We start from the raw sequence: 12,261 nt of genomic DNA on the forward strand, positions 1-12,261 counted from the left end.
ATCGTCACAAAGCCGGGGGCGCGCCGCCAGCCGATTTCCGCGCCGGCGGCGGCGGTACCGGCTTGGCCAGGGTGACGGCGTCGAAGTCCACCACGACCGGGCCGCGGCGGGTTTCGATCGTGCACGTCGTTTCGTCGCGGGCGACCAGCAGGCCGAGCGCGTCGGTGAGGCCGCCCTCGATGCGGTAGCGCGCCACGACCCGCGTCCCGATCGGCAGCTCTCGCAGCAGTTTCACAACCGCGAACCCAGTTCCGCGTCGGACGGCTCGACCAGGAAGGTGCCGTCGTCCCAGACGATCGTCGGGATGCGTCGTTCGCCGTCCTGCAGCGAGCGGACGCGCGCCTCGGCGGCCGCGTCCGCCTCGACGTCCACATAGGAGTACTCGACGCCTTCGCGGTCGAGCAACGCGCGGCTGCGCTTGACATCCGGGCACCAGGAAGCGCCGTAGACCGTCAGTTTCACGAAGCGACCTCCGAAGCGACAGGGGTTTCGGCCGAAGCCGGGGCGGGGGCAGGAGCGGGGGCGGGGTGGCCCAGGTGCGTCAGCCAGCCGCGGAACACCCGGTGCAGGGCCTCCGCGCCGACGACGTCGCCGGGCGGCGGGAACTCACGCGGGTGCACGACGAAGCCGCGCTGCTGCGGGCCGCCGAGGCCGCCGTGCGAGCCGACGTGCGTCTCGAACGGCGACGACTGGTCCGTCTCCGGGTCGTAGTTGCTGTTGATCATCACGTCGGCGCAGTGCGGGAACGTGTCGACGCGCCGCACCAGGTCCGCGGCGTGCGGGCCGTAGCGCAGCAGCGGGTCCTCGCCGATGACGACGCCGGTGGCGAGCCGGTGCAGCCCGTCGCGGCCCAGCACCACCGGCCCGAACTCGCGGCTGCGCACCAGCAGGAACCCGACGCCGGGGTGGTCCACCAGCGACGGCAGCAGGTCGGGGAACTCGCGCTCGATCGTCTCCAGCTCGACGCGGCCTTCGTGCTCGGTGAACGACACCATCGCGGTGTGCCCGGACACGACCGCGACCACGCCGGGCGCCACGCGCGTGACCGCGCCGGGGGAGCCGGACTCCGTGCGCGGCCGGTCCTCGCCGCCTTCGGCGTTCTCGACGCGGCCCCGCAGCCGGCGTGCGATCAGGCCGCCGCTCTTGGTGGCCTCCGCGAGCGCCGCGTTGATCTGCCAGCTCTCGGCCTGGCGCCGTTTCCCCGAAGCCGCCGACGGCGAGCCGCCGCACAGCCGGCCGACGTACGCCTCGATCGTCTCGCCGAACCGCTGCGAGAACGCCTGGCCCTGGGTCTGGCCGTGGTCCGACAGCGCGACGACGTGGTAGCGGCGCGAGGAAAGCCGGCTCGCCCGGTGCAGCCGGGCGATCTGCTGGTCGATCGAGCGCAGCACCGACAGCGTGTCGAAGCGCTCGATGCCGGAGTGGTGCGCGACCTCGTCGTAGCCGAGGAAGTCGGCGTAGACGACCGGCCGTCCGGCCAGCATGTCGCCGAGGATCGCCGAGACGACGACGTCGCGCGCGATCACCGTCGTGCCCGGCCGGGCCAGCGGGTACCAGCCGCCGCGCGGGATCCGCGGGACGACGCCGGCGCGGCGCTGGCGGACCGACGCGCTGATCTCGCGGAAGACGTCGGCGAGGGCGACGACGAACGTCCGCAGTGCGTTGACCGGGTTCGCGAAGTAGGCGTAGTAGCCCGCGCCGAGGCGGTCGCGGTGCCGGTGGCGCAGGCCCTTGGGGACCAGCACTGGGATCGAGCTCATGGTGAGACTGACGTGGTCGGCGTCGCCGGAGAACAGGTTGCCGCGGCTCGCGCCGTCGCCCGAGAGGAGGCCGCGCCCGTCGGAGTGGCGCCGTTCGATCTCGGCCGCGTCGGTCGGGTGCGCACACGCCATCACGTGGTCGCGGTCCTTTTCGTACCAGCGGAACCCGAGGATGTCGTGGTTGGAGCCGTGCAGGATGCCGCAGACGCTCGCGCCGGTCTGGGAGCTCCAGTCGGTGTGCCACTGCGTCAGCGCGTGGCTGTCCTCGGCGAGCCACGCGGCGAACGTCGGCATGTCACCGTCGCGGATCGCGCGGCGGACGGTGTCGTACCCGAGGCCGTCGATCTGCAGGAACACCACGCCGGGCGGCTGTTCGGCGTCGCCGGGCCCGGCGGCGTGCCGGCGACGGCGGCGGTTCGCGCGGCGGAAGAAGATCTCGTCCTCGTCGATGGCCAGCAGGCTGGAGATCACCGCGCCGACGCCGGCCATGGCCACGGTGACGATCACCGCGGTCCGGAAGCCGACGATCTCGACGCCGGGGACCGTCTTGAACACGGCGAGCGTGCCCGCGCCGAGCAGCAGGAATCCGAAGAGGCCGAAGGTGAAGAACGCGAGCGGGTAGGCGATCCGCATGACCAGCGGCCAGACGAACGCCGCCAGCACCCCCAGCAGCAGCGCGCACACCGTCGGCTGCCACCAGTGCGTCATCCGGAAGCCGGACAGCAGCACGTCGAGCAGGCGCAGCGCGCCGGTCACCGCCACCCACACCAGCAGGACGCGGGCGACGACCCGGCCGCCCCGCAGCAGCCGGCCCTTCGGCGCGGTCGTCGTCAAGCTCGGTCTCCCGTCTTCTCTTTCGCCTCGGCTTTTGTGCGCCGCCGGCGGGCGATCAGGTTCAGCAGCACGGTGACCAGCAGGACGAGCACCGTCGCCAGCAATGTCGCGATGAGAGGTGAGTCGAAGATGCCCCCGCTGACGATGCCGAGCAAGCTGTAGGCGACCGCCCAGAGCACGCACGCGACGAGCGCGGCGGGCAGCAGGCGCCGCCACGGGTAGCTCAGCGCGGCCGCCGCGAGCAGCACCGGGATCCGGCCGGCCGGGACGAGCCTGCCGATCACGACGATCTGCCAGCCGCGGCGGGCGAACTGGTCACGCGCCTTCTCGAGCCGTTCGGCGGGCTGGCGGCGGCTGATCCAGCGGAACGCGGCTTCGCTGCCCAGGCGCGGGACGCCGAACGTCACGACGTCACCGACGTACGCGCCGAGCGTGGCCAGGACGATCACCAGCGGCAGCGACAGGTGGTCGGTGGTGGTCGCGACGGCGGCCGCGGCGCCGACCACCGCGCCGGTGGGCACGATCGGGATGATCGAGCCGAGCAGCACGCCGCCGAACAGCACCGGGTACCCGATGGCGGCCGGGTCGGTCCAGTTCACGCTCGGTCCGTCGAGGCCGGGAGCACGACGTCGGCGCCGGGCTCGGTGAACAGGACGCCGGTGGCGATCTTCGCCGCGGCCACGTGGGCCGCGAACTCCCGCGGCGGGTCGGCGAGCAGCCGCCGCATGCGCGTGGTGCGCCGGATCCCGGGGAGGGCGAGCGTGCCCCAGTGCACCGGCACGACCGCGCGGGCTTGCAGCAGGCCGGCGGCCTCGGCGGCCCGGGCCGGGTTCAGGTGGCCGGGCCCGAGGTTCGGCCCCCAGCCCCAGACGGGCAGGAGCGCGACGTCGACCGGGCCGAACGCGGCCATGCCGTCGAAGAGGTCGGTGTCACCGGCGTTGTAGACGCGCAGGCCCTCGCTGTCGATCAGGTGGCCGATGGCCGGGCTCTGCGGGCCGTGGGTGAGGCGCGGGCCCCAGCGGTGTCCGGAGTGGATGGCCTCGGTCGCGGTGATGGTGAGGCCGCCCTCGGTGAGCGTCTCGCCGGGCGCGATCTCCTCGACGGCGGTGAAGCCCTTCTTGGCGAGCCAGCTCCCGGCCCCGCGCGGCACGACGATCCGGGTCCGCCGGCCGACCAGCTTCAGCGACGGCACGTGCAGGTGGTCGCCGTGCAGGTGCGACAGCAGCACGAGATCGACGCCGGCGTACGCGTCCGGCGGGGGCGGCGGCACGACCCGGGTCAGCCCGCCGACCCGGGCGGTGAGCACGGGATCGGTGAGGACGACGCGGTCACCGAGCTCGAGCCGGACGGTGGAATGGCCGAGGAAACGCAGGTTAAAGCCGCTCACGCCCTTGAGTATCGCCTTCTCGCGCCGGGAATGCCCGGCGGAGTGGCGCGAACGACGCGACCGATGTGATCCGGGCGCCGCCGCACGTGATCAGAGCGCCGACACGCGTGATCAGAACGCCGACACGCGTGTCTGGAGGGTCGGCTCGCGTGTCTGGGAGGTCGACACGCGTGATTAGAGGGTCGACACGGCGACACGGGAGCCTGCGCGCCGTGTCGACCCTTCAATCACGCGAGTTGACCCGCCAATCACGCGAGTTGACTCCCCGGTCACGCGAGCCGGCGGTTCCGTCACACCCGGACTCGGCGGCGGAGCCTGCGGGACGATCGGATCAGCCGGACCCGCAGGCGTCTTCGGGCTCGGCGCAAGCGCGCCCGGAGGTCGGTGCGCAGCGCCTGCTCGGCCTCGCGGTGCATGCCCACCGCGCGCAGCAGCCGGGCGATTTCGCACTGTTTCGTGGTCGGGGAGCCCGGCACGTCACCGCCCGCTGGGGAGCAGGGACGAGATGCGCAGCGACGACGTGCCGATGCCCGTCGGGCCCTGCCACGCCGAGGCCGCCATCGGGTGGTAGTTCAGCTCCTTCTCCGTGTAACGGCCCACGTTCTCGTGCCAGTTGACGATGCCCGCCAGCCAGTCGCGGAACTCCTCGACGTACTCCAGCAGCATCTCCTGGACGTCCGGGTCGATGGCGTAGTCGCGGAACAGCGCCGGCAGCTCGATCGCCGCCGCGTGCTTGAACTCCGCCAGGCGGGCCTTCATCAGGTCGTCGACGACGCCGAACGCGCGTTCCTCGGAGCAGTCGAGGAAGTTCCGCACGACCAGGACCGCGTTGTGCAGCTCGCCCTCGTACTGGATCTCCTTGCGGTAGGAGAAGACGTCGTTGACCAGGCACGCGTAGTCGGTCGCCGCGTGCTCGATCGCCTGGACCGGGCGCGTGCGGTACAGCTCCGGCGGCACCGCGCGGCCGTGCGAGAAGCGCGAGAGGCTCATCGTGAGGTCCGAGCCGAACGTCCGGCGCCGCATCTCGACGTAGTCGATCGGGTCCGGGATGCGGTTCTGCGCCTGGTTCACCAGCTCCCACAGCCAGCTCGACGTCATCGAGTCGACGGCTTTCCGCACCGTGCGGCGGTTTTCGGGCGACATCCCGGCGGTGGTGCGCGGCCAGACGTCGGCCAGCCCCACCTCCAGCGCGTTCGTCGGCGTCGGCGTGGGTTCGCCGTCCACCGGCATGAACAGCGACAGCCGCGCGTTGCACGCCTTCGCCCCGGCGAGGTCGCGGGTCGCGCCGAACACGATCGGGTAGTAGTCGTCGGCGAACGTGCCCCAGGTCAGCCAGTCGCTGGTGACGTCGAGCTGGTCGGGCGCGGCGTCCGGGTGGATGCCCGCCGCGCACAGCGGGAGGTCGGTGGCGCGCAGCTTCCGCTCGTCCCACACCACGCCGTCGAGGAAGCCCATCCGCCGCGCCCAGTCGACGTTGCGGACGCGGCACGCGTCCAGGTGCGGGCTCAGCCGCAGCGGGAACGGCAGCTCGACCGGCGGCCGCTCGATCTCGACCGCGCGGAACGGCGTGCTCGAGTACGACCGCAGCCGTTGCGGCGCCGTCGCGAGGACCGACGAGAAGATGCGCGCGGCCGACGTCCCGAGCCCGGTGGCCGTGCCCAGCTCCGGGCCGCCGCGGGATTCCAGGGCGCCTTCGTTCATGTAGCGGCTGGAGCGCAGGTGCCACTCGTGCCCGCCGGACTGCCAGTCCTGCAGGCCCTTGACGTAGGCGAACGTCGCCATCCGCGACGCCGGGTCGACGGCGTGCTCGTCGAACAGCGCCGGGACCTCGGTCAGCGCGGTGTGCTCGAACTGGTGCAGCCGCGAGGTGATCAGGTCGTTGACGGCGTCGGCCGCCTGCTGCGTCGTCAGCCCGAGAAACTTCTCGAACACGAGCACGCCGTTGGACAGCTCGCCCTCGTCCTCGACCTCACGCTGGTAGGAGAACAGGTCGTTGCGCAGGTGGACGCCGTCGGCGAAGCAGTCGCGCAGCACCTCCATCGGCCGGGCCGCGGCGATCGCGTCCGGCACCTCTGCGTGCACCGAGTGCTCGACGAGGTTCGCCGACCACGGCGCGCCGCCGACCTTCCGGCGCATCTCGATGTACTCGATCGGGTTGGAAAGGCGGCCTTCGTTGATGTTGGCCAGTTCCCACAGCGACTCTTCGAGCAGCGCCTTCGTGCTCTCGATGAAGCGGCGCCGCCAGCCGGCGGAGCGGTGCGGGATCGTCCGGTTCCAGAGGTCGGTGAGGCCGCGTTCGACCGGGTTCTCCGGGGTGTCGGTGATCGCGCCCTCGGCGGGCATGAACAGGTTCAGCCGGTCGAGGTAGCCGCGCGCGCTGTCGATGTCGCCGGTGCGCTTGTACAGCTCGAGGAAGTGGTCGTCGAAGTAGAAGACCCAGACGTACCAGTCGGTGATCAGGTCGAGCTCTTCGGCGCCGGCGTCCGGGTGGGTGTAGGCGCAGAGCAGGGCGTAGTCGTGGGAGTCGAGGTCGTGCTCGTTCCAGATCACCGTGCCGTGCTGCGGGACGTCGATCATGTCCATCGCGTACGCCCAGGCCTTGCTGTGCTCGCGGGCGCCCTCGAGGTGCGGGTTCAGCCGCGCCGGGTAGGGCATGTAGAACTCGGGGAGGACGAACGGCTGCTGCGGCACGCGGGTGAGGCCTTTCCGTTGCGGCTACGGCGGATTCCGACACGATGAGGCAACCAAACGACGCCGGGCGAGCCAAGGGTCTCGGTCGGGTTGCACACGAACGGGAAGCCGCTGTCCCCCGGGCGGCCCAGTGGCCTTCGACGCGGGGGCAGCGGTGGCCGGGTCGGCGTCGCACGATGGGGGAAGGCTTGGCGGCCGTCCGGTGTTCACGCCGCAGAGAGAATGGAGTGCCGATGACCAAGGTGACCGACAACCCCGGCGAGAGCCGTTACGAAGTGTGGTCGGACGAGAAACTGGCGGGCTTCGCCGCGTACGACCAGCGGGGCGACCTGACTGTGTTCACCCACACGGAGATCGACGACGCCTTCGCCGGCCAGGGCCTGGGCAAGGTGCTCGCGGCGGGCGCGCTCGACGACGTCGTCGCGAAGGGCGGGACGATCGTGCCGGTCTGCCCGTTCATCGCCGGGTACCTCCGGAAGCACCCGGACTACGAGGCGCACGTCCGTTGGCCGTCCGGGTCTTGAGCCGAAGGGACTACACCAGGCGTTTGTTACGCCGAACGCAGTAGTGGCACGGAGTCGCCGCGTCCTGAGTGCGAGGTATGTCCGGTTCTGCTGGTTATTAACCAACCTTAGTCGGTGGTGCGTTGGTTGCTCGGCAACCAAAGTGACCGGCGCAGGCTTCGAACCGGCAAACTGGAGGAAGTTGATGACTCCCCGGAAGACCGCTCTCAAGACCTTCGCCGTGTTGTCGGCCGCGGCGCTGACGTCCGGCGTGTGCGCGTCGGCGGCCACCGCGTCCCCACTGGCCTTCTCCGAGATGCAGGCCAACGCCGTCAGCAACGCCACGCAGGTGGCGGGCTCGCTCGGCGCCACCTCCGGTGGCATCTACCTGGAGAACGGCAAGGCCGTCGTCAACGTGACCGACGACGCGTCGGCGCAGAAGGTGCAGGCCGCGGGCCTCACCGCGAAGAAGGTCAAGCACACCTTCGCCGCGCTCACCGGCGTCAAGAACTCGCTGGACGCCGTGAAGAACGTCCCGCAGACCACGTGGGGCATCGACACCAAGACCAACCAGGTCGTGGTGAAGGTCTACGACTCGGCCAGCAAGGAGACCGCCGACAAGGTCACCGCGGCCGCCGCGCAGTACGGCGACAGCGTCCGGGTCGAGCACCGCACCGGCAAGCTCGAACTGCACATCGCCGACGGTGACGCGATCCAGAACGACCAGGGCCGCTGCTCGCTCGGCTTCAACGTGACGCGCGGCGGGGAGCCCTTCCTGCTCACCGCGGGCCACTGCACCAACCTCGGCGGCACCTGGGCCGGCGGTGACGTCTCCGGCGCCACGGTCGTCGAGAGCGACTGCCCCGACGCCGACTCCGGCCTGCTGACCCGCCCGAACGGCACCGGCCCGAGCGAGATCAACACCGGCCAGGCGATCACCAGCGCCGCGGAGCCGACGGTCGGCGAGCAGATGGAGAAGCAGGGCTCGACCACCGGTGGCGGCAGCGGCGAGGTCACCTCGGTCGACGAGTCGGTCAACTTCGACGTCGGTGTCCTCAACCACGAGTTCGGCACGACCGCGCACACCGACCACGGTGACTCGGGCGGCCCGGCGTACGACGGCTCGAAGGGCCTCGGCACGCTGTCCGGCGGCGACACCGTGACCAGCTACTTCTACCCGCTCACCCTGGAGCTCTCGAGCTACGGCCTCGAGCTCGCCTGATCCACACTCCGGTGGAACACCCGCGAGGGCCTCTTCACACGCGTCGAGGGCGCGTGAAGAGGCCCTCGCGGCATTTCGGGAAGCGGCACTTTCACGTGAAAGTGCCGCTTTCGGGAGTCGCTGTCAGGATTCGAGGCGCTTCGCGCGGTAGACGGCGTCGGTGTGGTGGCCCTCGCCGCGTGTCTCGCACGTCTCGACGACCCACTCCCGCGCGTCGCCCAGGTAGTTCGTGATCTCCTCCGGCTCGAAGAACAGCTCCTGCGGCGGCGCCTCGCCGCCGAACTCCCGCATCGCCCTCGGCGAGTGCCCGACGATCAGCAGCGAACCGCCGGGCCGGACCGCCGCCGCGGCCGCCGTGAACACGTTTTTCCGCAGGTCCGGCGGCAGGTGCATGTACTGCGCCGAGATCAGGTCGTAGGTCTCCTCGGGCCGCCAGGTGAGGATGTCGCGGTGCAGCCACTGGACGTCCACGCCGCGTTCCTTGCCCGCGGCTTCGGCGCGGGACAGCGCGAGGGTCGAGATGTCGGCGCCGTCGACGGTCCAGCCCTGCTGGGCCAGCCAGATCGCGTCGCCGCCTTCACCGCTGCCGAGGTCGAGGGCGTGCCCGGGTTTCAGCCCGGTCACCTCGCTCTCCAGGTTGCGGTTCACGTTCCCGCTCCAGATCCGGTGCTCGTCACGCTGGTAGAGCGCTTCCCAGAACTCCTGCTTGAGCATGTTCTCGACGGTCACCGGCTGCTCGTGGGTGTGGGCCATGGTTCCTCCTCGGGGACGTCCTCCCACCATGCGGAGAACGTCCCCGGGAAGGCAAATCCAGTTGCCGGTTCGGCAACTCACGCGGTGCCGTACACCTGCATCTCGTACAGCGAGTAACCGTACGCCGTGCCGCGCGTGACGCCGTTCATCCGCACGTACCGGCCGCTGCCGGCGAGCCCGGTGAGGTCGTCCGTGGCGCCGTTGCCGGTGGTCGTGCTGTAGATCGTCGTCCAGGTCGTGCCGTCCGGCGAGGTCTGGATGCTGTACGCCTTCCCGTACGCGGCCTCCCAGGTCAGCTTGACGTGCGAGACGGCCTTGGTCGCGCCGAGGTCGACGCGCAGCCACTCCGCCGCGGTCTCCTTGCTGGCCCAGCGGGTGCCGGTCAGGTTGCCGTCGAAGGCCGCGCTCGCCGGGTAGGACGTCGACTCGGTCGACGACGCCGTCGCCGTCTTGCCCTGCGAAAGCAGCGTCTCCTGACCGCCGCCCCCGCCGGTCACGGTGACCGCGAGTGACGCGGTGTTCGTGCCGCCGGTGATGGTGATCGTCGCCGAGCCGGGGGTGGCGTTCGCGGCGGCGGTGACCGTCGCGGTCGAGGTGCCGCCGGCCGGCACGGACGTCGGGGAGAAGGCCACGGTGACGCCCGCGGGGGCGCCGCTCGCGGACAACGTGCCGGACGCCGCGCCGGTGGCCGTCACGGTGGCGGTCACCGAAGCGCCGGGCGCCACCGAAACCGCCGACGGCGTCACGCTGATGCCGGTGGAGCTGCCGGCCGCGGTGAACGTCCAGCGGGCCTGGTCACCGGAGCAGCTGCCCGCGGTGAGTGCCGTGCCCGAAGCGCGGAAGTACTTCTTGCTCGTCTGGATGTCGGAAATGGTGCCGTCCGGGTTGATCGACCACTGCTGCGCCGGGCCGCCGGTGCAGGTCTGCAGCACGATCGAGCTGCCGGAGATGCCCGCGCACTTGTCGTTGTGCACGAGGAACGCGCCGTGGAAGGTGAAGCGCTGGGCGTCGCTTCCGGTGCAGGCGGCGACCTTCAGCGTGGTTCCGCTGCTCGGCGCCTCGAGGCACGTGCTGGTGGAGTTGTTGCGGTACTGGCCGACCGTGGTGTTCGGCTGCGCGCCGCCGTAACACGCGCCGGTGCTGGTGTTGAAGATCGGCGTCGCGTCGTACGGTTCGGACGACGGCGGGTCGACGACCACCGGTTCCAGGACCGGCGTGTTGTCGGCGTTGTAGTGCGTCAGGGCGTCTTCGCAGTCGATCGCGTCGAAGGCGCTGCCGCCCTGGCCGCCGAGCCAGAGGTCGATGTGGCGCAGGTTCGGGCCGCCGTTGGGGCCCTGGCCGTTCCAGTCGTCGGAGCACTCGTCGCAGCCGTCCTCCATGATGAAGTACTTCTTCACCCGGGGCACCCAGACCTTGGTGCCGGCCTTGAGCTCGGACGTGCTGGTGGCGAACGTGATCGGGTCGGTGTAGGTGCCCTTGCCACCGGCGGTGTCGTGGATCTGCGGGTAGGCGATGTCGCCGCCGGGCGGGGTGTTGTCCCACCAGCCGTAGAAGGTGAGGAACGTCGGTTGCGTGGTCTCCGCGCTCGCCGGGGTGCCGCCGGCGAGGGCGCCGGCCAAAGCGAGGAAAAGGGTCACGACGAGCACGAAAGCGCGCCGGGTCATGCTGCCTCCGGAAGGAGTGGACGGACGATGACTGCGGCGTGCGTCCAGGTTCGCGGTGCGGCGTCGGCGCGTCAAGAGCTATTCGTAAAGTTCTCTAACGAACGCCGTCCGGACTGGTCCATCCGGGTCGGATGTGGGTCGGACGTCCCACGACGGCGCCGGACGTCTCCATGGTGGAAGTGTCCAGACCACCGGTAGAGAGGCGTGATCCGCTGTGACGGCAGCATCCGACACCCCGGCCCTCCCGACGACGCGACCGGCCGGATGCCCGTACGACCCACCCGAGAACTACGCGACGTTGCGCGAAGAAGCGCCGACGTCGCAGGTCCGCTGCCCGGCGGGCATGGACGCCTGGCTGGTCACGCGCTACAGCGACGTGCGCGCGGTGCTCGCCGACCGCACGATGAGCTCGCGCGGCGCGTCTTCGGTGCACGTGAACGCCGGCGCCGAACGTGACCTCGACATCGAGGTCGCCCCCGGCTCGATCATCCAGCTCGACGGCAAGGACCATTCGCGGCTGCGCAAGATGGTGCTCGCGGAGTTCACCGTGCGGCGGATCGAGGCGATGCGGACCTACGTCCAGGGGCTGGTCGAGAGCCACCTCGACGCGATGCTCGCGAAGCCCGGCGAAGCCGATCTGGTGCGGGACTTCGCGTTGCCGATCCCGTCGCTGGTGATCTGCGAGCTGCTCGGCGTCCCGTACGCCGACCGCGAGCGGTTCCAGCGCCAGAGCTCGACGCTCGTCAGCACCGACACCACCCGTGAACAAGGACAGCAGGCCTACGAAGAGCTTTCCGGGTTCCTGGCCGCGCTCTTCGTGGACAAGCAGGAGAATCCGCAGGACGACCTGTTCAGCCGGCTGATCGCCCGGGGTCGTGAGACGGGTGACGCGCTCACCATGGAAGAGCTGGTGATGCTCGGGCTCAGCCTGCTGGTGGCCGGGCACGAGACGACGGCCAACATGATCGCGCTCAGCACCCTGGTGCTGCTGGATCACCCGCAGCAGCGCGAAGTCGTGCTGGCGGCACCGGAGCGCGCGGTCGAGGAACTGCTGCGGTACCTGTCGGTCGTGCAGTTCGGGGTGCTGCGCTACGCCACCGAAGACGTCCAGGTCGGGGCCCGCGCGGTGAAGGCGGGGGAGTGGCTGGTCGCCGCGCTGAACTCGGCCAACCGCGACGAGGAGCTGTTCCCGGCGGCCGACAAGCTCGACTTTCACCGCGAGTCGCCGCGCACGCACGTCGCCTTCGGGTTCGGCGCGCACCAGTGCATCGGCCAGCAGCTGGCGCGCGTCGAACTGCAGGAGGCGCTGACGCGGTTGTTCCGCCGGGTGCCGGACCTGCGGCTCGCGGTGCCGCGGGAGTCGTTGGCGTACAAGCACAACACGCTCGTCTACGGCGTTCGTGAGCTACCGGTCGCCTGGGGTGGAACAGTCACGCAACCCTAGTTC

12 protein-coding genes are annotated in these 12,261 nt (G+C 70.8%); 3 read left to right on the forward strand and 9 right to left on the reverse strand.

Annotation, left to right across the window (positions count from 1 at the left end):
• Window positions 1-4 precede the first annotated feature (4 nt).
• The 7 genes from OHS58_RS44250 to OHS58_RS44280 all read right to left on the reverse strand — a co-directional run bounded on the left by OHS58_RS44250 (window position 5) and on the right by OHS58_RS44280 (window position 6,636).
• Window positions 5-235: a putative acetyltransferase gene (locus tag OHS58_RS44250; RefSeq protein ID WP_326946533.1), complete on the reverse strand. Its 231-nt coding sequence runs from the start codon at window positions 233-235 to the stop codon at window positions 5-7.
• Window positions 232-462 carry a glutaredoxin domain-containing protein gene (locus OHS58_RS44255; RefSeq protein WP_247061419.1) on the reverse strand — a complete coding sequence of 77 codons (231 nt, stop codon included), beginning with the start codon at window positions 460-462 and terminating at the stop codon, window positions 232-234. Before OHS58_RS44255 ends, OHS58_RS44250 begins: the two co-directional genes overlap by 4 nt.
• Entirely contained in the window at window positions 459-2,594 is a 2,136-nt protein-coding gene (locus tag OHS58_RS44260; protein ID WP_328646244.1) for a phage holin family protein, read from the reverse strand. Before OHS58_RS44260 ends, OHS58_RS44255 begins: the two co-directional genes overlap by 4 nt.
• Window positions 2,591-3,193: a DedA family protein gene (locus OHS58_RS44265; protein WP_247061421.1), complete on the reverse strand. Its 603-nt coding sequence runs from the start codon at window positions 3,191-3,193 to the stop codon at window positions 2,591-2,593. The genes OHS58_RS44260 and OHS58_RS44265 overlap by 4 nt, the downstream gene beginning before the upstream one ends.
• The gene (locus OHS58_RS44270) at window positions 3,190-3,981 is read right to left on the reverse strand and encodes an MBL fold metallo-hydrolase (protein ID WP_326946535.1); all 792 of its coding nucleotides are present in this window, start codon (window positions 3,979-3,981) and stop codon (window positions 3,190-3,192) included. The genes OHS58_RS44265 and OHS58_RS44270 overlap by 4 nt, the downstream gene beginning before the upstream one ends.
• A 290-nt stretch (window positions 3,982-4,271) precedes the next feature.
• Entirely contained in the window at window positions 4,272-4,457 is a 186-nt protein-coding gene (locus OHS58_RS44275) for a hypothetical protein (RefSeq protein ID WP_326955678.1), read from the reverse strand.
• 1 nt (window position 4,458) lies between these two features.
• Window positions 4,459-6,636, reverse strand: coding sequence for a terpene synthase family protein (locus OHS58_RS44280; RefSeq protein WP_328649956.1), 2,178 nt, complete (start codon window positions 6,634-6,636; stop codon window positions 4,459-4,461).
• Between the two features lie 269 nt (window positions 6,637-6,905).
• Here OHS58_RS44280 and OHS58_RS44285 point away from each other — a divergent pair, with 269 nt between their 5' ends.
• Entirely contained in the window at window positions 6,906-7,196 is a 291-nt protein-coding gene (locus OHS58_RS44285; RefSeq protein WP_247061423.1) for a GNAT family N-acetyltransferase, read from the forward strand.
• Between the two features lie 184 nt (window positions 7,197-7,380).
• Window positions 7,381-8,397: a S1 family peptidase gene (locus tag OHS58_RS44290; protein WP_328646245.1), complete on the forward strand. Its 1,017-nt coding sequence runs from the start codon at window positions 7,381-7,383 to the stop codon at window positions 8,395-8,397.
• A 123-nt stretch (window positions 8,398-8,520) separates the two neighbouring features.
• On the opposite strand, the gene OHS58_RS44295 is transcribed toward OHS58_RS44290, so the two are convergent.
• Both OHS58_RS44295 and OHS58_RS44300 read right to left on the reverse strand, forming a co-directional pair.
• Window positions 8,521-9,150, reverse strand: a complete 630-nt coding sequence (locus OHS58_RS44295) for an SAM-dependent methyltransferase (RefSeq protein ID WP_328646246.1) — start codon at window positions 9,148-9,150, stop codon at window positions 8,521-8,523.
• 77 nt (window positions 9,151-9,227) lie between these two features.
• Window positions 9,228-10,814 (reverse strand): discoidin domain-containing protein, encoded by a 1,587-nt coding sequence (locus OHS58_RS44300; RefSeq protein ID WP_328646247.1) that lies wholly within the window; start codon window positions 10,812-10,814, stop codon window positions 9,228-9,230.
• A 214-nt stretch (window positions 10,815-11,028) separates the two neighbouring features.
• On the opposite strand from OHS58_RS44300, the gene OHS58_RS44305 reads away from it, so the two are divergent.
• Window positions 11,029-12,258, forward strand: coding sequence for a cytochrome P450 (locus OHS58_RS44305; protein WP_326946542.1), 1,230 nt, complete (start codon window positions 11,029-11,031; stop codon window positions 12,256-12,258).
• The last annotated feature ends 3 nt before the right edge of the window (window positions 12,259-12,261 follow it).

Origin of the sequence: Amycolatopsis sp. NBC_00348 (assembly GCF_036114655.1) — a bacterium.
In the GTDB taxonomy this organism is placed as follows: Bacteria; Actinomycetota; Actinomycetes; order Mycobacteriales; family Pseudonocardiaceae; genus Amycolatopsis.